Origin of the sequence: Caballeronia zhejiangensis (assembly GCF_000698575.1) — a bacterium.
In the GTDB taxonomy this organism is placed as follows: Bacteria; Pseudomonadota; Gammaproteobacteria; order Burkholderiales; family Burkholderiaceae; genus Caballeronia; species Caballeronia zhejiangensis.
Window position 1 is genome coordinate 152,735 of record NZ_JFHD01000006.1, and the last position, 19,381, is coordinate 172,115.

General features: G+C 63.3%; 23 protein-coding genes. 8 read left to right on the forward strand and 15 right to left on the reverse strand.

The window, feature by feature from the left end; genetic code table 11:
• The first annotated feature begins 7 nt into the window (after positions 1 to 7).
• Positions 8 to 460 carry a type IV pilin protein gene (locus BG60_RS11415; RefSeq protein WP_034471541.1) on the forward strand — a complete coding sequence of 151 codons (453 nt, stop codon included), beginning with the start codon at positions 8 to 10 and terminating at the stop codon, positions 458 to 460.
• An 8-nt stretch (positions 461 to 468) separates the two neighbouring features.
• Here the strand turns inward: BG60_RS11415 and BG60_RS11420 are convergent, their stop codons facing one another.
• The 4 genes from BG60_RS11420 to BG60_RS11435 form a co-directional block, all read right to left on the reverse strand.
• Entirely contained in the window at positions 469 to 975 is a 507-nt protein-coding gene (locus BG60_RS11420; protein ID WP_008342783.1) for a DUF3318 domain-containing protein, read from the reverse strand.
• A gap of 21 nt (positions 976 to 996) precedes the next feature.
• Positions 997 to 1,377 carry a phage holin family protein gene (locus tag BG60_RS11425; protein ID WP_034471543.1) on the reverse strand — a complete coding sequence of 127 codons (381 nt, stop codon included), beginning with the start codon at positions 1,375 to 1,377 and terminating at the stop codon, positions 997 to 999.
• A gap of 182 nt (positions 1,378 to 1,559) precedes the next feature.
• Positions 1,560 to 1,862, reverse strand: coding sequence for an ElaB/YgaM/YqjD family protein (locus tag BG60_RS11430; protein ID WP_008342781.1), 303 nt, complete (start codon positions 1,860 to 1,862; stop codon positions 1,560 to 1,562).
• Between the two features lie 296 nt (positions 1,863 to 2,158).
• Complete coding sequence (locus BG60_RS11435) at positions 2,159 to 3,349, reverse strand: acyl-CoA dehydrogenase (protein ID WP_034471545.1); 1,191 nt, start codon at positions 3,347 to 3,349, stop codon at positions 2,159 to 2,161.
• A gap of 133 nt (positions 3,350 to 3,482) precedes the next feature.
• Between BG60_RS11435 and BG60_RS11440 the strand changes: the two genes are divergently transcribed.
• Positions 3,483 to 4,271 (forward strand): IclR family transcriptional regulator, encoded by a 789-nt coding sequence (locus BG60_RS11440; RefSeq protein ID WP_034471548.1) that lies wholly within the window; start codon positions 3,483 to 3,485, stop codon positions 4,269 to 4,271.
• Between the two features lie 4 nt (positions 4,272 to 4,275).
• On the opposite strand, the gene kynA is transcribed toward BG60_RS11440, so the two are convergent.
• From kynA to kynB, 3 genes are read right to left on the reverse strand one after another with little or no spacing between them, the layout of a single operon-like run.
• On the reverse strand, positions 4,276 to 5,151 hold the full coding sequence (gene kynA / locus BG60_RS11445; RefSeq protein WP_034471551.1) for a tryptophan 2,3-dioxygenase: 876 nt from the start codon (positions 5,149 to 5,151) through the stop codon (positions 4,276 to 4,278).
• Between the two features lie 13 nt (positions 5,152 to 5,164).
• Complete coding sequence (kynU, locus tag BG60_RS11450) at positions 5,165 to 6,415, reverse strand: kynureninase (protein ID WP_008342775.1); 1,251 nt, start codon at positions 6,413 to 6,415, stop codon at positions 5,165 to 5,167.
• A 26-nt stretch (positions 6,416 to 6,441) separates the two neighbouring features.
• Complete coding sequence (kynB, locus tag BG60_RS11455) at positions 6,442 to 7,068, reverse strand: arylformamidase (protein ID WP_034471554.1); 627 nt, start codon at positions 7,066 to 7,068, stop codon at positions 6,442 to 6,444.
• 133 nt (positions 7,069 to 7,201) lie between these two features.
• Between kynB and BG60_RS11460 the strand changes: the two genes are divergently transcribed.
• The gene (locus tag BG60_RS11460; RefSeq protein ID WP_008342772.1) at positions 7,202 to 7,705 is read left to right on the forward strand and encodes an Lrp/AsnC family transcriptional regulator; all 504 of its coding nucleotides are present in this window, start codon (positions 7,202 to 7,204) and stop codon (positions 7,703 to 7,705) included.
• A 3-nt stretch (positions 7,706 to 7,708) separates the two neighbouring features.
• Here the strand turns inward: BG60_RS11460 and BG60_RS11465 are convergent, their stop codons facing one another.
• Positions 7,709 to 8,221, reverse strand: coding sequence for a flavin reductase family protein (locus BG60_RS11465; protein WP_008342770.1), 513 nt, complete (start codon positions 8,219 to 8,221; stop codon positions 7,709 to 7,711).
• A gap of 323 nt (positions 8,222 to 8,544) precedes the next feature.
• Here BG60_RS11465 and msrA point away from each other — a divergent pair, with 323 nt between their 5' ends.
• On the forward strand, positions 8,545 to 9,093 hold the full coding sequence (gene msrA, locus BG60_RS11470; RefSeq protein ID WP_034471556.1) for a peptide-methionine (S)-S-oxide reductase MsrA: 549 nt from the start codon (positions 8,545 to 8,547) through the stop codon (positions 9,091 to 9,093).
• A 14-nt stretch (positions 9,094 to 9,107) separates the two neighbouring features.
• Here msrA and BG60_RS11475 read toward each other — a convergent pair whose 3' ends face one another.
• Entirely contained in the window at positions 9,108 to 10,217 is a 1,110-nt protein-coding gene (locus BG60_RS11475) for a DUF72 domain-containing protein (protein WP_034471558.1), read from the reverse strand.
• A 127-nt stretch (positions 10,218 to 10,344) separates the two neighbouring features.
• On the opposite strand from BG60_RS11475, the gene BG60_RS11480 reads away from it, so the two are divergent.
• On the forward strand, positions 10,345 to 10,776 hold the full coding sequence (locus tag BG60_RS11480; RefSeq protein ID WP_034471702.1) for a DUF29 domain-containing protein: 432 nt from the start codon (positions 10,345 to 10,347) through the stop codon (positions 10,774 to 10,776).
• 60 nt (positions 10,777 to 10,836) lie between these two features.
• Here BG60_RS11480 and BG60_RS11485 read toward each other — a convergent pair whose 3' ends face one another.
• The gene (locus BG60_RS11485; RefSeq protein ID WP_034471560.1) at positions 10,837 to 12,051 is read right to left on the reverse strand and encodes an SAM-dependent methyltransferase; all 1,215 of its coding nucleotides are present in this window, start codon (positions 12,049 to 12,051) and stop codon (positions 10,837 to 10,839) included.
• A 101-nt stretch (positions 12,052 to 12,152) separates the two neighbouring features.
• Complete coding sequence (pdxH, locus tag BG60_RS11490) at positions 12,153 to 12,794, reverse strand: pyridoxamine 5'-phosphate oxidase (RefSeq protein WP_034471562.1); 642 nt, start codon at positions 12,792 to 12,794, stop codon at positions 12,153 to 12,155.
• 286 nt (positions 12,795 to 13,080) lie between these two features.
• Here pdxH and BG60_RS11500 point away from each other — a divergent pair, with 286 nt between their 5' ends.
• Positions 13,081 to 13,926 (forward strand): tRNA threonylcarbamoyladenosine dehydratase, encoded by an 846-nt coding sequence (locus tag BG60_RS11500; RefSeq protein WP_008342759.1) that lies wholly within the window; start codon positions 13,081 to 13,083, stop codon positions 13,924 to 13,926.
• 64 nt (positions 13,927 to 13,990) lie between these two features.
• On the opposite strand, the gene trxA is transcribed toward BG60_RS11500, so the two are convergent.
• Entirely contained in the window at positions 13,991 to 14,839 is an 849-nt protein-coding gene (trxA, locus tag BG60_RS11505) for a thioredoxin (RefSeq protein ID WP_008342757.1), read from the reverse strand.
• A gap of 68 nt (positions 14,840 to 14,907) precedes the next feature.
• The gene (locus BG60_RS11510) at positions 14,908 to 15,807 is read right to left on the reverse strand and encodes a pirin family protein (protein WP_034471566.1); all 900 of its coding nucleotides are present in this window, start codon (positions 15,805 to 15,807) and stop codon (positions 14,908 to 14,910) included.
• A 180-nt stretch (positions 15,808 to 15,987) separates the two neighbouring features.
• Between BG60_RS11510 and BG60_RS11515 the strand changes: the two genes are divergently transcribed.
• Together BG60_RS11515 and BG60_RS11520 are read left to right on the forward strand one after the other, a co-directional pair.
• Complete coding sequence (locus tag BG60_RS11515) at positions 15,988 to 16,254, forward strand: hypothetical protein (protein WP_008342754.1); 267 nt, start codon at positions 15,988 to 15,990, stop codon at positions 16,252 to 16,254.
• Positions 16,255 to 16,419: 165 nt separating this feature from the next.
• Entirely contained in the window at positions 16,420 to 17,298 is an 879-nt protein-coding gene (locus tag BG60_RS11520; RefSeq protein WP_008342753.1) for an O-acetylserine/cysteine exporter, read from the forward strand.
• 19 nt (positions 17,299 to 17,317) lie between these two features.
• Here BG60_RS11520 and BG60_RS11525 read toward each other — a convergent pair whose 3' ends face one another.
• Both BG60_RS11525 and tsaE read right to left on the reverse strand, forming a co-directional pair.
• Entirely contained in the window at positions 17,318 to 18,820 is a 1,503-nt protein-coding gene (locus BG60_RS11525) for an N-acetylmuramoyl-L-alanine amidase (protein ID WP_034471568.1), read from the reverse strand.
• Entirely contained in the window at positions 18,802 to 19,374 is a 573-nt protein-coding gene (gene tsaE / locus BG60_RS11530) for a tRNA (adenosine(37)-N6)-threonylcarbamoyltransferase complex ATPase subunit type 1 TsaE (RefSeq protein WP_008342749.1), read from the reverse strand. The genes BG60_RS11525 and tsaE overlap by 19 nt, the downstream gene beginning before the upstream one ends.
• Positions 19,375 to 19,381: the final 7 nt, after the last annotated feature.

Below are 19,381 nucleotides of genomic sequence, written 5' to 3' on the forward strand. Positions count from 1 at the left end.
GATCGATATGAACGAAAAGGGCTTCAGTCTGCTTGAACTGATGATCGCGCTGGGCGTTGCCGCGATCATCGCGACTTTCTCGATCCCGGCGTATCGGGCGCACGTGGTGAAGGCGCATCGGCTCGACGCCGCGTCGGCCTTGCTGCGCGCGGTTCAGTTCGTGGAAACCGCGCGTCTTGCGCAAACATCGGAAAGCGGCGAGGTGATCGCGCTCGCTTCCGGGCTCGATCGCGCGCCGTCGAGCGGGGCGGCCGTGTACAGCGTGGCCGTGCTGCCGGAAACGTCGACGAACGGTGGTTATGCGATCGAAGCCGTGCCGGTCGCGGCGGGCGCGATGCAGCACGATGTCTGCGGCGTGTTCGTCATCGATGCCACCGGGCTGCGCTGGAATCGCCCGCCTGACGCGACCACGCCGCTCGATGCGGCACAGTCGGCGTCATGCTGGGCGGGGAAGAGTTGATGCAGGCGTCAGAAAACGGTCGGATCGACGGCGTCGTTGGAGGTTTCGGGCGCGGCGTTCTTCATCTGCGTGTAGATGCGCCAGCCTTCCCATCCGGCGAGCGCGAGACCGCCCCATTTGAGCACCGGCTTCGCGCTGTGCAACAGCTTCGTCCGCACCGGCTTGGTGAGTACGAGCGAGGCGAGCGATCCGATGACCGGATACTGCTTGAACAGCAAGCCGACATTGCCCGAGCCGAGCAGCGAAGCGAGCATGCCGCCAATGCCGCCCGCCGAGCCGCCGCGGCCGCGCTTGCCCCAGCGGCGCGAGCCGCCGCTGCCAGGCATCAGGAAGCGCAGCACGCTGAAATGCGTGACCGACGTGCGCAGATCATAGGTGGCTTGCCGCAGCTCCATGCGCTCGACATCCGCGCGGGCGATCAGCAGTTCCTTGCGCAGCGCGCGCATGTGCGGCGTGCGCAGCTTCTGCATCTTGCCGCGCTTGGGAGGCTTGAAGGTGTCGTCGTGTTGGCTCATGGCTTGATTTGGGCGCGGGAATCAACGGAAGGTATCGCGGTCCTTGCGGAATTCGGCGAGCGTGTCGTCGAACATGTTCGGCGCATCGCGCAGATTGCTGCGCGCACGCAGGCCGCATCCGACCGCGATCAGCGCGTACAGAAGGGTGATGCCGCCGAGCGCCTGCCAGCGATACGTGTCCCAGAAAAAGATGGCGATGAGCACCGTCAGGGAGATGAGCGCCATCATCGCGAGCATCATGGCGGCGAGCCCGAGGAAAAGCACGCCGATGAGCCGCTCCTTTTCTTCCTGAAGCTCGATGCCGATGAGTTCAAGGCGCGTCTCGAAGATGGCGAAGGCGGAGCTCAGAATTCGTCGCAACGGTCCGGGAGACGATTGCTGCGTTGGCCGTTCTGTCGTCATGGCTTGAATGCGAGAGGCGCGTTTGGTGCCGCTGTTTGTGGGTCCGGTCGGCGCTCGAGGCAGCCGGCCGGTGCGAGTGTCGAACCGCGCGCCCGGGCGAGGCGCTCGCGGTTCAGTCCAGCGGGGACCGCGACAGAAAGCTGATTAGCAATCTGCGGGCCATTGAATCGAAGACGGGTGCTTTACTTCCGGTTGATCAGAAGTCCGATCACCATGCCGATGCCAGCCGCGATCCCAATGGACGCCCACGGATGCTCGTGCACGTAATCGTCGGTGGCGCGGGCGGCCTTCTTGCCTCGCTCGATCACGACGACTTGCGCGTCGGCGGCTTTTTCCTTGGCTTGCTTGAGACGGGTGAGTGCGGTCTCGCGCAGTTCGGAGGCGCGTTCGCCGGTGGCGGTAGCTGCTTGCTTCAAGAGATCTTCGGCGTCAGCGAGTACTGATTTGATATCCGACATGAATCGCTCCTTGTTGATTTCTGACATTAAAGGCTCCAATCGGTGAGGTTACGCGAATCGTAACCAAAGATGGGATCGCTGACGAGGAGACGTGCGCCCTGCCGCGCTGAATGTCGCAGTTTCCGTTCCAGTCGCATCGGGCCGTGCGCGACCGCCGACGCCTCGTGATTTCATCGACATCGTTTCGAATTGATACGATCTGGCCCGTAAAAGTTTCAGGCGTAGATCGAAAGTTACACACGCCGATGCGCAAATGCACGCGTGAAAACAAAAAGGGCTGGCGCAACATGCGCCAGCCCTTTTCAATTGTGAATGAAGCTTGTTTAGAAAAACGCCTGAATTCCGGTTTGGGCGCGTCCGAGAATCAACGCGTGAATATCGTGCGTGCCTTCGTACGTGTTCACCACTTCGAGGTTCACGAGATGACGCGCGACACCGAATTCATCGGAGATGCCGTTGCCGCCGAGCATGTCGCGCGCGAGCCGGGCGATGTCGAGCGCCTTGCCGCACGAATTGCGCTTCATGATCGACGTGATCTCGACGGCCGCCGTGCCTTCGTCCTTCATGCGGCCGAGGCGCAGCACGCCCTGCAGTCCGAGCGTGATTTCAGTCTGCATGTCGGCGAGCTTTTTCTGAATCAGTTGATTCGCGGCAAGCGGCCGACCGAATTGCTTGCGATCGAGCGTGTACTGTCGCGCCGTGTGCCAGCACGCTTCGGCCGCGCCGAGCGCGCCCCAGGAAATGCCGTAGCGCGCCGAGTTGAGGCAAGTGAACGGACCTTTGAGGCCGCGCACGTTCGGCAGCAGGTTCTCTTCGGGGACGAACACTTCGTCCATCACGATCTCGCCGGTGATCGACGCGCGCAAGCCGACCTTGCCGTGAATCGCCGGCGCCGACAGACCCTTCCAGCCTTTCTCGAGGATAAAGCCGCGGATCTCGTCGCGCCCGTCTTCCTCCAGCTTCGCCCAGACGACGAACACGTCCGCAATCGGCGAGTTCGAGATCCACATCTTCGTGCCCGACAGCGAGAAACCGTTCTGCACTTTCTTCGCGCGCGTCGTCATGCTGGCCGGATCGGAACCCGCGTTCGGCTCGGTGAGACCGAAGCAGCCGATCCACTCGCCGCGCGCGAGCTTCGGCAGATACTTTTCCTTTTGCGCGTCGCTGCCGAACGTGTTGATCGGCACCATCACGAGCGATGACTGCACCGACATCATCGAGCGATAACCCGAATCCACGCGCTCCACTTCACGCGCGATCAGCCCGTAGCACACGTAGTTCAGGCCCGGGCCGCCGTACTGTTCGGGAATCGTCGGTCCGAGCAAACCGAGTTCGCCCATTTCGCGGAAGATCGCCGGATCGGTCTTCTCCTCGCGAAACGCCTGCATGACGCGCGGCTGCAGCTTGTCCTGCGCGTACGCGCGCGCGGCGTCGCGCACCATGCGTTCTTCTTCGGTCAGTTGCTGATCCAGCAAGAGCGGATCTTCCCAGTTGAAACGGGCGGCGTCGGCCATGTGCATCTCCTGATTTCATCGTGAAGCGCCGTGCGCCGACCGGCTCGCGTGATCGGCCGAAGCGCGTGGCGCTTGACGTGAGTTCCGCTACGCGGAACAATGTTTTGCAAATCAGCTTCGAGTCTATCACCCGATGTCGACAGATTCCAATCGAAATTCCGGGCGCCTCATCTCGTCGGAGGATGTCGACGAGCGCAAGTTCGTCGTCGCGCTCGCTCGCGGGCTCGACCTGCTGCGCGCGTTTCGTCCCGGCGAGACGCTGCTCGGCAATCGCGATTTCGTCGACCGCACGGGATTGCCGAAGGCGACGGTCAATCGTCTCGCCTACACGCTGACGACGCTCGGCTATCTGCGTTTCGACGAACACGCGGGCAAATACGCGCTCGATACCGGCGTGCTGTCGCTTGGCTTCACGCTGCTCGCGGGCGCGGACACGCTCGAACTCGCGCGTCCGCACATGCGCGCGCTGGCGCGGGAGATCGGCGCGGCGGTGTCGCTCGGCTGCCGCGACGGGCTCGACATGATCTACCTGGAAACCATCCGCAGCGAGACGGCGCTGACGCTCGGCCTCGCGCCCGGTTCGCGTCTGTCGATGCTCACGAGTTCGATGGGCCGCGCCTATCTCGCCGTGCAGGACGACGCGGCGCGCGAAGCTCTGTTTGAGGAACTCGGCAGGAACGAAGGCGAAGAGAAGGTCGAAGCGGCCCGCCGCTCGATCGAGGATTTCGCGCGCGACGGCTGCTGCTACTCGTTTCGCGAGTGGCACGACGATGTGAACGCCATCGCCGCGCCGGTCCGCGATCTGCGCAACGGACGCTGGCTCGTGCTGTCGAGCAGCGGGCCGGCGTCTTCGATGGGCGAAGCGTATTTCCGCGAGACGATCGGCCCGAAGCTGAAGGCGCTTGCCGCGCGTCTCGCGTAACGACTCAGAGCACCGTTCGGACGTGCCAAAGCTCCGGGAACAGCACGACATCGAGCATCTTGCGCAGATACGACGCGCCTGCCGTGCCGCCCGTGCCGCCCTTGAAACCGATGATGCGCTCCACCGTCGTCACATGCCGGAAGCGCCATTGCCGGAACGCGTCTTCGAGATCGACGAGTTCCTCGGCCATCTCGTACAAATCCCAGTGTTGCGACGGATCGCGATACACCGCGAGCCACGCCGCTTCGACAGACGGATCGTGCGTCGTCGGCTGCGTCCAGTCGCGGTTCAGGCACGCCGGATCGATCGCGAAGCCGCGTCGCGCGAGCAGGCGAATCACTTCGTCATAGAAAGAGGGCGCCTCGAGCGTTTCGCGGACCTGCGCGAGAATCTCCGGCCGATGCGCGTGCGGCTTCAGCATCTGCTCGTTCTTGTTGCCGAGCATGAACTCGATCTGCCGATATTGATGCGACTGAAAGCCCGACGACTGTCCGAGATACGGGCGCATCGCGGTGTATTCGGAGGGCGTCATCGTCGCGAGGACGTTCCACGCCTGCACCAGCTGCTCGAAGATGCGCGACACGCGCGCGAGCATTTTGAACGCGGGCGGCAATTCATCGCGATGCACCGCCGCGAGCGCCGCGCGCAGTTCGTATAGCGCAAGCTTCATCCACAGCTCGCTCGTCTGATGCTGCACGATGAACAGCATCTCGTTGTGATCCGGCGAGAGCGGACGCTGCGCGTTGAGGATCGAATCGAGGCCGAGGTAATCGCCGTAGCTCATCGAATCGGAGAAATCGAGCTTGGCGTCGTGCCAGCCTTTTTCTTGCGTCGCGTTCTGCGCGCCGTGGCCGAAAGGGCAGCCTTGTGTAGTGCTCATGTCGACGTTCCTCTCAAGTCACCGATGCGCGCTCGGCGAACTCGGGCGCGCGCCAGCTTTCGGTCGCGAGCACGTCGCGCAGGATTTCGACGGCGTCCCATACATCGACGAAACGTGTGTAGAGCGGCGTGAAGCCGAAGCGCAAGATGCGCGGTTCGCGATAATCGCCGATCACGCCGCGCGCGATCAGCGCCTGCATCACTTCATAGCCGTTCGGATGCTCGAAGCTCGCCTGCGAGCCGCGTTGCGCGTGATCGCGCGGCGTGGCGAGCGACAGCGGAAAGTCGCCGCAACGTTCCTCGACGAGCTTGATAAACAAGTCCGAAAGCGCGAGCGATTTGCGACGCAGAGCCTGCATGTCGGTTTGCAGGAAAACATCGAGCCCGCATTCGGCGAGCGACATCGACACGATCGGCTGCGTGCCGCAAAGAAAACGGCCGATGCCGTCGTCCGGCCGATACACCGGGTTCATTTCGAACGGCTTCTTGTGCCCCCACCAGCCGGAAAGCGGCTGCGAAAACGCGTTCTGATGGCGCTTCGGCACCCAAACGAACGCGGGCGAACCCGGCCCGCCGTTCAAATACTTGTACGTGCAGCCAACGGCGTAATCCGCGCCCACACCGTTCAGATCGACCGGCACCGCGCCCGCCGAATGCGCGAGATCCCAGACCGCGAGCGCGCCCGCGCGATGAATGCTCTCGGTGAGCGCGGCCATGTCGTGCATGTAGCCGGTGCGATAGTTGACGTGCGTAATCATCGCAATGGCGGTGTTTTCGTCAATCGCCGTCGGCAATTCGGAAGGGTCATCGACGAGACGCAGCTCGTAGCCGCGATCCAGTTGCTCGATCAAGCCCTGCGCGATGTACAGATCGGTCGGAAAGTTCGAACGTTCGGAGACGATCACGCGCCGCTTCGGATCGCGCTCGTTCGCGAGCTTGAGCGCGGCCGACAGGATCTTGAAAAGATTCGCCGAAATCGTATCGGTGACGACGACTTCGTCCTCGCCCGCGCCGATCAGCGGCGCCAGCTTGTTGCCGAGGCGCTTGGGCAGCGCGAACCAGCCGGCCGTGTTCCAGCTGCGGATCAGGCCTTCGCCCCATTCGGCGGCGATCACATCGGCGGCGCGCGCGGCGGCGGCCTTGGGCGGCACGCCGAGCGAGTTGCCGTCGAGATAGATCACGCCGTCGGCGAGCGCGAACTGGTCGCGCAGCGCGCCGAGCGGATCGTCGCGGTCGAGCGCCGCGGCTTCGTTACGATGTTTCATCGAAAAGTCCATAAATTTGAAGATCATCAGGAAAGCGGACGCAGGACGGCGCGAACGGGACTCGCGTCGAGCGTCGAGAATTTGAGCGGCAGGGCGATCAGTTCAAAATCGCCGGGCGCGGCGGCATCGAGCACGAGGCCTTCGAGAATCGCCATGCCGTGCGCGCGGATGCGCTTGTGGGCATCCATCGTCTTCGAGTCTTGCGGATCGAGCGACGGCGTATCGATGCCGATGAGCTTCACGCCTTTTTCTGCCAGCAAGTCGATCGTTTCGGGCGCGACGGCGGCGAAAGCGCTGTCCCATGCGTCGAGCGGCGCGTTCGTGTAGGTGCGCAACAAAACGCGCGGCGGACAGTCGGCGAGATGCGCGGCGACGTGCTCGGGCGTCACGAGCGGCGACGCGCCGATGCAGTGCACGACGCGGCACGCACCGATGTACGTGTCGAGCGCGACTTCGCCGATCGGCGCGCCGTGTTCGTCGTAGTGAAGCGGGGCATCGGCATGTGAGCCGGTGTGCGGCGAAAGCGTAAGCCGCGCGACGTTGACGGGCGAGCCCGCCTCCATGCGCCACACGCGCTCGATGCCGACCGGCGTGTCGCCCGGCCAGACGGGCGTGGCGGGATTGATCGGTGGAGAAATGTCCAGCAGCGTCATGACGCGCCCTAGCAGAAAGCGTGGAGATGCGTCAAATCATAGTCGTGTCATCTCGAAAAGTGCTTGCAAAATAACCACCCAAAACTGTCGCGCTTAGAACATAATTCGATGAAACGGGCTAGGGGACTCAAAAATGACCGGATTCACGCTCGATGCAACGGATTGCCGAATTCTGGCGGTACTGCAGGAAGATGGACGGATCAGTAACCTGGACCTGGCGGAGCGCATCTCGCTCTCGCCGTCGGCGTGTCTGCGCCGAATGCGGCTGCTGGAAGAGGAAGGGGTGATCGCGAGCTATCGCGCGTGCCTCGACCGCGAGCGGCTTGGCATCGAACTGGAGGCGTTCGTCCACGTCTCGATGCGCAACGACCAGGAAAACTGGCACGAGAAGTTCGCCGCGGCCGTGCGCGAATGGCCCGAAGTAGTCGGCGCGTTCGTCGTCACGGGCGACACGCACTACGTGCTGCGCGTGCTCGCGCACAACCTCAAGCATTACTCCGACTTCATTCTCTCGAAGCTCTATAAGGCGCCTGGCGTGATCGACATCCGCTCGAACATCGTGTTGCAGACGATGAAGGACGACGCGGGCGTGCCGGTCGCGCTGATCGAGCAGCCAGGGCGCGGCCACACGGCGTAAGCGTTATTCGAGCGGGCGGAGCGTATGAAAGCCGCCCGCTTGGAAGACGAGCGGCGCGACGTCGCTCGCATCTTCGCGCACGCCGCATCGCTCCACTTCGCCGACGAAGATTACGTGATCGCCTTCGTCGTAGCGGCTGCGATTGTGGCATTCGAACCACGCGAGCGCGCCGTCGAGCACGGGCATGCCGGTATCGCCGGCGGCGTGCGAGACGCCCGCGAAGCGGTCGCCCTTGACGGTCGCGAAGCGCTTGCACAGGTCGATCTGCGACGCCGCGAGCACATTCACCACGTAGTGGCTATTGGCGCGGAACACCGGCATCGACGCCGATTTCGTCGCGAGACTCCACAGCACGAGCGGCGGATTCAGCGACACCGAGTTGAACGAGCTCGCCGTGATGCCGATCAACTGGCCGGACGCCGTGCGCGTCGTGATGACCGTGACGCCGGTCGCAAACTGGCCGAGCGCGGCGCGAAACGCGGTCGGATCGAAATTCGGGGTTTTGGCGCGTGTCATTCGGCAGATCGGCAGGCAAATGGGCGGTCGAGTGTGTCGTGTGCTACCGAGCCGGCCGCGCGTCGCGCTTCAGTCGGAAGAACCTTTTCAGAAGCCATGTAAAAGCTGGAGATTTGTGTCGATTCTATCGGAATCGGCTGCCGCCGGCCGTCAAATGACCGTACTGCGGCAGCAAGTTCTCTGCCGCACGAGGGCTTTCTGCGCGGCGTGCGCAAACCCAGTAAGCTCGTTTCATCGCGCCCGGGCGATTGAATAATCGGCCGGACGCATCCATATGCATGATCCGCGGCGTGGCCGCATGCACTTGATGAGGAGCTTGCCTTATGACTCAACCCGGACTTGAGACCGCGACTCTCGGCGGCGGATGTTTCTGGTGCACCGAAGCCTTGTTTCTCGCGGTGCAGGGCGTGGAGTCGGTCGAATCGGGCTATGCGGGCGGCAAGGTGGTGAATCCGTCGTACGAGCAGGTTTGCAGCGGTGACACCGGTCACGCGGAAGTGGTGAAGGTCGTGTTCGATCCGTCGGTCATCACGTATCGCGAAGTGCTCGAGATCTTCTTCGCGACGCACGATCCGACGCAGCTCAACCGACAAGGCAACGATGTGGGCACGCAGTATCGCTCGGCCGTTTTCACGCATTCGGACGAACAGCGCAAGACGGCGCTCGAAGTCATCGACGAGTTGCAGCGCGAGGATGTCTACGGCGGCAAGATCGTCACGCAAGTCGTGCCGCTCGACGACGATTACTATCCCGCCGAGGCGTATCACCAGAACTACTTCGCGCAGCATCCGAATCAGGGTTATTGCGCGGCGGTCGTCGGGCCGAAGGTCGCGAAGTTTCGCAAGAAGTTCGTGCATCGCCTGAAGGCGTGATGCGCGTCTAGCCGCTAGTCGATCCGCGCGCGCTCGCATGCCTGCGCGATGCCGCGCGCGAGTTCGAAGCAGGTCAGCGGCGCGGAGCCTTCCGCCTTGTTGTTCGCCGCGATCACGACCGGCTGGCCCGCGATCGCATATCGCGCGGCCAGTTCGGCGAGCGCTTGGCGCGTGTCGAGGTCTTCGTCGACGATCTTGTCGAACGGCTCGTACTTCGCTTTCGCCTGCTCGTATTTGAAGCCGTTGTGCAGACTCCAGCGCACGATGAGCGGTCCCATTTTTTCTTCATCGAGCAGCGCCAGCGCTTTCGCCTGACGGCGCACGTCCGGCATGCGCGCATGAACGCCGATGCAATACCGCACGTTCGCGTCACGCAATGCGCGGATAAAGCGCGGCGTTAGCATCGCGGCGTCACGGATCTCGACGGCGTAGCACGCGTCGCCTTCGAGCGGCGGCAGCGCTTGCAGAAACGCCGACAGCCGTTCGATGAAGCGCGCCGGCTCGACGATCATCGCGTCGGGCAGCGGCGAGAACTGGAACACGAGCGCGCCCGCTTTTTCGCCGAGACCGCCGATGCACGGCGTCACGAACTCGTCGATGGCGATCTGCGCATTCAGGAACGCGGGATTTTCCGCGTCCGGCGTGCCTCGCTCGCCGCGGATGAAGGCATCGGTGACGGATGCGGGCGCTTTCACGATGAAGCGGAAATGCGCGGGCACTTGCGACGCGTGACGCGCGTAATCGGCGAGCGACAGCGGCGCGTAAAACGACCGGTCGATGGAGACGCTCTTCAGGAGCGGATGCGCGCCATAAGCGGTGAGGCCGTCGCGGGAGAGTTTGGTGTTCGAGTAGTCATCGCCATAGACGATGCCGCGCCAGCCGGGAAACGACCACGTCGATGTGCCGAGATGGATCGCGTCCGGAAGACGCTTCGCGAGGGCTTCGAGTTCGGGTTGCAAGGGCGCGGGAAGGACGCCGCGCGGTTTGGGTTGTCTCGGCGGTTTGGCTGGTTCGATAGAAGCTGGCGCGGACTCGCCGAAAAGATCCAACTCTTGATCCGTCGTGATGGTGACTTCGTGCTTTCGAGGTTCGGCTTCGTTGTTCACACGGTTGTGAGTGTTCATGAGTGGCAAGCCGAAATTCAGAAGAATCGATGCGACTTGAGCGACGATGCGCGAAAGAAGTCGCAGTGTAGCGGATAGAATATCCGAGTGTCCGGGCAGGGGATCCGGGATGAGACAGGAGTTTGAGGTGCGAACGCGCTACGAACAGGACGTCGTGCTCTGGGCGAAAGAGCAAGCGGCATTGCTGCGCTCGGGGCAGCTCTCGGCTCTGGACATCGAGCATATCGCGGAGGAGATCGAGGACGTGGGTAAGAGTGAACAGCGAGAACTGGTGAGTCGTCTCACTGTTTTGTTAGCCCATTTGCTCAAATGGCAGTATCAGCCAGGGTGGCGTGGCAATAGCTGGAGGCGCATGATCGCAGTGCAACGCAAGGACGTGGCTCTGGTGCTCGATGAAGCGCCCAGCTTGAAAGGCAAGTTCAGCGATTCGGAGTGGTTCGCGTTCGTATGGGAAAAAGCGGTCGTGGCAGCCTCGAACGAAACCGGTCTGGAAGATTTCGCGGAAAGCTGTCCCTGGTCGATCGAGCAGATCATGGACGGCGAATTCTTGCCCGGATAGTCGAAAAAACAGGCGCGGCACCGGCAAGCGCTGCGCCTGATTCAAGCATCAGCCCCCGTCTCAGAGCGCCTTCTCATAGATATACCGCCGCGACCACGGCAGCGTCGTCGCGCTGCGTCCCGCCTTGCGGCAGATCACCTGATAGATCGACACGTCGTCGTTCTCGAACGCATACGCGCAGCCCGCGAGATACACGCGCCAGATGCGGAAATGCTCATCGTCGACGAGCTTCTTCGCTTGTTCCGCGTTGGCCTCAAACCGCTCGGCCCAGATGTCGAGCGTGCGCGCGTAATGCCGCCGCAGGCTTTCGACGTCGATCGCCTCCAGCCCGCCTCGCTGCATGCATTCGAGCGCGAGGCTGATGTGCGGCAGCTCGCCATCCGGAAACACATACTTGTCGATGAACTCGCCGCCGCCGAGCGATGTCTCGCCGCTGTCGGCATCGGAAGACGTGATGCCGTGGTTCATCGCGACGCCGTCATCGACAAGCAGATCGCGAATCCTCGAGAAGTATTCCGGCAGATTCTTGCGTCCGACGTGCTCGAACATCCCGACGCTCGTGATGCGGTCGAACTGCCCCGGAATATCGCGATAGTCTTGAAGGCGAATTTCGATCCGGTCGGCGAGGCCCGCGGCTTTCACGCGCTCGGTCGCGAGCTTGAACTGATTGTCCGAAAGCGTGACGCCGACGCAATTCGCGCCGAACTTCTGCGCCGCGCGGATCACGAGCGCGCCCCAGCCGCAGCCGATATCGAGCAGGCGCTGGCCCGGCTGCAACTGGATCTTCGTGAGAATGTGGTCGATCTTCTTCAACTGCGCGGTGTCGATGTCTTCGTCGCCATTCTCGAAGTAGGCGCAGGAATACACCATGTTCTTGTCGAGCCAGAGCTGATAAAACTCGTTCGACACATCGTAGTGGTACTGAATGGCTTTCTTGTCCGACGTCTTCGAATGATTGAAGTAGCGTCGCACGCGGGCGAGCTTGCTCGCGCTCGTCACCGTGCTTTTCGCGAGCGAGTAGCCGATGTTGATGATGTCGGACAGCTTGCCTTCGATGTCGATCTTGCCCTTCACGTAGGCTTCGCCGAGATTGTCGAGACTCGGTTCGAGCAGGTAGGGCAGCGCGGTCGCGCTCTTTACGTGCAACGTCACCTGAGGCGCGGCGAACTGGCCGAAATCGTGCTGCTGGCCATCCCACAGCACGAGACGCGCGGGCAAATTGGCCCGCGCGCGCACTTCCTCAACCCACTGCGTCAGCTTCTTCTCCCAGAACATGCTTGTTTCTCCGCGCTAAAGAAAATCAAGGTGAAGGCTCGCGCCTTCATGTTCGTTGCCGTTGCGATCTCGGTTGCTGCCAATGCCCGCGTTTTATTGATTTACGGCGCGAGTCTCATGATTTGCCACGGATCGCCCGCGCCGTCCCGCGTGTACACGATGCGATCGTGCAGGCGCGACGGGCGTCCCTGCCAGAATTCGACGGTGTCCGGCACCAGACGATATCCGCCCCAGTGCGGCGGGCGCGGCGGCGCGTCGCCGTACTTCGCGATCATCTCGCGCTCGCGCGCTTCCAGCGCCTCGCGGCTTTCGAGCGGCTGACTCTGATCCGATGCCCACGCGCCGATGCGCGAGCCGAGCGGACGCGACGCGTAATACACATCGCTCTCCTCATCGCTCGTCTTTTCGACGCGGCCCTCGATGCGCACCTGACGCTCGAGCTCGATCCAGTGGAACAGCAGGCTCGCGGCCGGATTCGCGGCGAGTTCGCGGCCCTTGCGGCTATCGTAATTGGTAAAAAAAACAAATCCGCGTTCGTCGACGCCCTTGATGAGCACGATGCGCGCGGACGGACGGCCCTGGCCATCGACGGTCGCAAGCGTCATCGCATTCGGTTCGGGCAGCTTCGCATCGAGCGCCTGGGCGAACCAGGTTTGAAACTGGCTTATCGGATTCGGGTCGACGTCGGACACATCGAGCGCGCCGCGCGAATAGTTTTTGCGAAGGTCTGCGAGGGTCGTCATTTTTTATGCAAGCGCTACAGTCGCGTCAGTATAGCCAAGGTGAAACGATCTTGCCCTGATTACCCGTGCCCGCACCGCGTGCCGGGAGCGCGGCAGTCGCGGCTATCACGTTCATGGTTTCGATAAGGCAGAATACGCAATTCGACCGCATTTTGCATGATCGAACTACCACGTTCGCGAACTCGATAGCCGCCTGTAAGCGTTGCTTGACGCCGCACAACGTGCGGTGCATTTCGGCAGCTTTTAGTTTGCTTTCAATGCATCCGATTTCATCCATCCGCACGACATGAACGCTTCATCGGAAACCACCGCGACGCCCAGCGCCCACGAACTCGCCGATCGCGACCGGCGCTTCGGCGGCATCGCGCGCCTCTACGGCGCGCCCGCGCTCGCCGCGTTCGAGCGGGCGCATGTCGCCGTGATCGGCATCGGCGGCGTGGGTTCGTGGGTTGCCGAAGCGCTTGCGCGCAGTGCTGTCGGCCGGCTTACGCTGATCGATCTCGATAACGTCGCCGAAAGCAACACGAATCGTCAGATTCACGCACTCGACGGCAACTACGGCAAGGCGAAAGTCACGGCGATGGCCGAGCGCATCAAACTGATCGATCCGGCGTGCGACGTGCGGCAGATCGAAGACTTCGTGGAGCCGGGCAATTTCGATGAAACGCTCGGCGGCGGTTTCGACTATGTGATCGACGCGATCGACAGCGTGCGTACGAAAACGGCGCTCATCGCGTGGTGCGTGGCGCGCAAGCAGGCGCTCATCACGGTCGGCGGCGCGGGCGGGCAGCTCGATCCGACGCGCATTCGCATCGACGATCTCGCGCTCACGATTCAGGATCCGCTGCTCTCGAAAGTGCGCGGCCAGTTGCGCAAGCTGCACGGTTTTCCGCGCGGACCGAAGGCGCGATTCAAGGTGAGCGCGGTGTATTCGGACGAGCCGCTGATCTATCCCGAAGCGCCCGCGTGCGATATCAGCGAAGGCGCCGAACATTTCGAAACCGGCGCGAATTACGCGGGGCCGGTCGGGCTGAATTGCGCGGGCTTCGGTTCGAGCGTGTGCGTGACGGCGAGCTTCGGCTTCGCGGCGGCCGCGCATGTCTTGCGCGAATTGGCGAAGCGCGCCGCCTGAAACGAAAATGGCCAGCTTCGATAGCTGGCCATTTTTCATCCAAAGCGGGTCGATCGATCGACGATCAGTTGATCGCCGCGCTTAACTTGCGCCGCCACTGCGAAACGAGATCCGGCTGATTCGCGGCGAGTTCGAACACCGACAGCATCGTCTTGCGGCCGACGTCGTCCATGAAGGCGCGGTCGCGCACGACAATCGCAAGCAGATGTTCGAGCGCGCCAGCGTAATCGCGGCCCGCGATCAGCCGATTGGCCAGTGCAAAGCGCGCATCGAGATCGTCGGGATTCGCGTTCACGGCGTCGATGAGCGCGTCGGCGGGCGGCAGATCGGCGGCTGCATCGGCGGCGTCGAGCTCGGTCTTCAACGCGTTGTAGCGCGCGTCGATGCCTTGCGTCGTCTTCGGCGACAACAGCTTGTCTTCTTCCTTCGCTTCGTCGATGCGGCGTTCCGCGATCAGCCATTCGATCAGATCGAGACGCGCGTCTTCGAAACCGGGATCGAGCGCGAGCGCGGCCTTGATGGTGTCGATCGCGAGCTGGCGATCGCCCGCGGCCCACGCGCTCTGCGCGGCGCGGCGCTCTGCATCGGCGCCGGCGGGCACGAGACGGTCGATGAACTCGCGCAACTGGCCTTCCGGCAGCACGCCGATGAACTGATCGACCGGTCGTCCTTCTGCGAACGCAATGACGTGCGGAATGCTGCGCACCTGGAAATGCGCGGCGAGTTCCTGATTCTCGTCGACGTTCACCTTGACGAGATTCCAGGCGCCCGCCGCTTCGACCTCGAGCTTCTCGAGCATCGGGCCGAGCGTCTTGCACGGGCCGCACCAGGGCGCCCAGAAATCGACGAGCACGGGCGCCAGCATCGACGCGTTGATGACATCTTTCTCGAATGTGGCGAGGGTCGTATCCATGCGTTTTCTCCTAATGCTTTCGGTCGACCCCGATTACTTGGGGACGACACAGCCGGTTCTCAAGCGCGTCAGGCTTCGGGCGCGCGATTCTCGCGGCGCTGCGGCGGCAGCGGAATGAACTCGGTCTCGCCGGGCACGTGGCCCATGCGCTGCTCGCTCCAGGCGATCTTGGCCGCGTCGATCTTCTCGCGCGAACTCGACACGAAATTCCATTCGATGAAGCGCGCGCCGTCGAGCGGCGCGCCGCCGAGCAGCATCGCGACCGCGCCGTTCGCGCTTGTCAGCTTCGCGTCGGCGCCGGGCGCGAGCACGGCCATCTCCTGTTCGGGCAGCGGTTCGCCGTCGATCGACAAATCGCCGCTCACGAGATACACGCCGCGCTCCTCGTGCTCCGTATCGAGCGTGATCGCGCTGCCGGGCGTGAACTGCGCGGCGACATAAAGCGTCGGCGAAAACGTGCGCGTGGGCGCTTTCGCGCCGAACGCCGTGCCCGCGATGATGCGCAGCGTGACGCCGTCGCGCTCGATCTGCGGCAACGCCGCCGCCGCGTGATGCTCGAAGGCCGGCTCAATGTCCTCGCTCGCGGCGGGCATCGCGACCCACGTCTGGATGCCGTGCATCGTCTGGCCGGATGCGCGTTCCTCGTCGGGCGTGCGCTCGGAATGGACGATGCCGCGGCCCGCGGTCATCCAGTTGACGTCGCCGGGAACGATCTTCTGCACGGAGCCGACGCTATCGCGATGCATGATCGCGCCGTCGAACAGATACGTGACCGTCGCGAGCCCGATATGCGGATGCGGGCGCACGTCGAGGCCGTTTCCGGGCACGAGCGTTGCGGGACCGATATGGTCGAAAAAGATGAAGGGTCCGACGGTGCGCGCCGCGAGGGCGGGCAGCACGCGCCGCACCATGAGGCCGCCGACGTCATGTTGGTGTGGCTTCAGCACTGCGCGGATCGTCGAAGGCATGGCGGGTTCCGGAAGGAAGATCGCGCGCCGGAATGGCGCGTGGATCAGCCGATTCTACCGGCCGATGCCGCGCGGCGCAGGCGTTGCCGCCGAGACTTTCGTTTTTTTGGTGCCGCGTGGATTTCACGCTCGCGGCTTGGCGCAACTTTCGCAACGTGACAATCTGGATAGGGAGTCGAAATGAGCAAGAACAAGCTTTTGATCGCCATCACCGCTGGCCTTTTCACGGCCACCGCCGCAACGGGCGCGTTCGCGCAGACCTCGTCGGGCAATTCGTCGGCGGCGATGGGCAACGATACGGTCGGCGCAACCACCGATAGTTCGGCCGCCACGACGCCTAAGAAGCACAAGATGCACAAGCACACGACGAAATCGACGGCGACCAAGAAGACGCCGGCCGTCGAAACCGGCAACAACGCCAACACGGAATCGGGTCAGTCGAAGTAGGCGCCGTTTCGCATCATCGCAGCGAAAGCGCTCGCGCCTTTCACGAGGCGCGGGCGCTTTTTGCGTGCATCGTCATGCCGCGCAGGATTTGACAAGCCTGCCGCCGCGCCCTCGGCTACACTTTACGGCTCGCCAACGACGCACATGACACAAGGAAGAGGGGCGATGTCGCCAAAGGATTTGCTGATCGCATCGGTGGTCATTCTCGCGTGGGGCGTGAATTTCGTCGTCATCAAGCTAGGACTGCACGGTGTTCCGCCGATGCTGCTCGGCGCGCTGCGCTTCGCGCTCGCCGCCGTGCCCGCAATCTTCGTCAAGCGTCCGCAGATTCCGCTGCGCTGGCTCTTCGCCTACGGCCTCACCATTTCTCTCGGGCAGTTCGCGCTGCTTTTCTACGGCATGTACGTGGGCATGCCCGCCGGTCTCGCGTCGCTCGTGCTGCAGGCGCAAGCATTCTTCACGCTCATCTTCGCGTCGATGTTCCTCGGCGAGCGCATCCGCGCGGCGAACGTCGCCGGCCTGCTGATCGCGGCGGCGGGGCTTGCGCTCATCGGCATGCGCGGCGGTCACGCGATGACCATCACCGGCTTTCTCTTCACGCTCGCCGCCGCCGCGATGTGGGCGCTCGGCAATATCGTGACGAAGCGCATGGGCAAGGTCGATCTGCTCTCGCTCGTGGTGTGGGGCAGCCTGATTCCGCCGCTGCCGTTCCTCGCGCTCTCGCTCATCTTCGAAGGCGCGGCGCGCATCGAATCCAGTCTGGCGACGATTCCGCTCATCTCGATCTTCGCGATTCTCTATCTTTCGTTCATCGCGACGATCGTCGGTTACAGCTTGTGGGGAAAGTTGCTCGCGCGCTATCCGGCGGGAAGCGTCGCGCCGTTCTCGCTGCTCGTCCCGGTGATCGGGCTGGCGTCGGCGGCGCTGTTTCTCGGCGAGGGTTTGAATTCGGCGCAGGTAGCGGGCGCGGCGCTCGTGATGGCGGGACTCGTGGTGAACGTATTCGGCGCGCGGCTCGTTCAGCGCATTCTGCCGGCGCGCTGAACGAAACCCGGCCGGATTTTTACGTCATGCGGCTCTTCGCGAGCGGCGGATTTGCCGCGAAGTAGCGCTTGATGCCCTTCATGATCGCGTTGGCCATCTTGTCGCGATAGGCGTCGTCGTTCAGGCGCGTTTCCTCGTCCGGATTGCTGATGAACGCGGTCTCCACGAGGATCGACGGAATGTCCGGCGCCTTCAGCACGGCGAAACCCGCCTGCTCGACCGAACCCTTGTGCAGCTTGTTGATGCCGCCGATTTCGTTCAGCACGAAACTGCCGTAGCGCATCGAATCGCGGATCTGCGCGGTCGTCGACATGTCGAAGAGCGCGCGGTTCACGCTCGCGTCCTGCGACTTCACGTTGATGCCGCCGACCTGATCCGACGAGTTTTCCTTGTTCGCCATCCAGCGCGCAGCCGCGCTCGACGCGCCATGCTCCGACAGCGCGAACACCGACGATCCACGCGCTTCGGGCGACGTGAAGGCATCGGCGTGAATCGACACGAAAAGATCGGCGGAGACGCGCTGCGCCTTTTGCACGCGCACGTTGAGCGGCACGAAGAAGTCGGCGTCGCGGGTCATCATCGCGCGCATGTTGGGCTGGGAGTCGATCTTCGCGCGCAGCTTCTTTGCGATGTCGAGCGCGATGTGCTTCTCATACGTGCCTTGGCCGCCGATCGCGCCCGGATCTTCGCCGCCGTGACCGGGATCGATCGCGACGGTGAGCAGGCGCGTCGTGCCGGCGCCTTGCTTGGGCGTCGAGAATGCGTAGGCGTCGTTGTCGTCGTCCTTCTTCGCGATGACGGGCGGCGGCGCCGGCACGCGCGGCTTGACCGCCGGTTTCGGCGGCGTTTCGGCGGGCGTTTCGTTCTGCGCGTACTTTTGGAAGAACTCGTCGGTGGAATCGGGCGTCGTCGGTTTCTGCGCGGTCGCCGGCCCGGAAAGCGTCGCGGGCGGCGGCGCGGGCGGATTCGGATTGGCGCGGTCGAGCGCTTCCTGCTTGCGCTCGGTCTGCGCGAGCAGTTCCATCAGCGGATCGGGCGCGACGGCCGGATACAGATCGAACACGAGCCGATATTTGTAGCTGCCGATCGGCCCGAGCGTGAACACCTGCGGCTTCACCGATCCTTTCAGATCGAACACCATGCGCACGACATGCGGCTGATATTGCCCGATGCGCACCGCCTGAATCTGCGGATCGTTCGGCGTGATCTTCGAGACGAGATCGCGCAGCGCCTGATCGAGATCGATGCCGGAGAGATCGACCACGAGCCGGTCCGGCCCCTGCAATAGCTGATTGGCGTTCTGAAGCGGCTGGTCCGATTCGATCGTCACGCGGGTGTAGTCGCGCGCGGGCCACACGCGCACGCCGAGCACGCTGCTCGCATGCGCGAGCTTCGGTCCGACGAGCGCGAGCACGAGCGTCGAAGCGCCTGCGCGCAACACCTGACGGCGACGCCAGTTGTGCGGCGCTTGGGCAGCCGATTCGATCGAATGAAATGGCTTGATCAACATCTTTCGAGACATGACTTTCCTGTTTCGCTAAATGCCCGCGCGGTCAGCACGCGGCCTTCATCGTTCGACGTTCCTTCGTCCGGCAGGGACAGCGCAAACACGAGATCCGGCACGCCGAGCAGGCCGCCCGCCTGTTGCGGCCATTCGACGAGGCACACCGCGCCCGCATCGAAATATTCGCGAAAGCCGGCATCGGCCCATTCGGCCGGATCGGCGAAGCGATAGAGATCGAAGTGATAAACGTCGAGCGGACCGCTTTTGGTGACGAGCGAATACGGCTCGACGAGCGTGTAAGTCGGGCTCTTCACGCGGCCGACGTGGCCGAGCGCGCGCAAGGTCGCGCGCACGAGCGTGGTCTTGCCCGCGCCGAGATCACCGATCAACTGGACTTGCAGACCGTGAAAACGTTCAGACGAAGCGTGCGATATGGACAGACGCGTAGCGTCGATGGCGCGCGCGAAGCGTTCTCCGAAAACGAGCGTCGCGGCTTCGTCGCGCAGGTCGAAGCGGCGTTCGAGAAGCGCGGCGGATAAGTCTTGCGTCGTTCGTGCGGGGCTTTCGGGCATTGCTCGT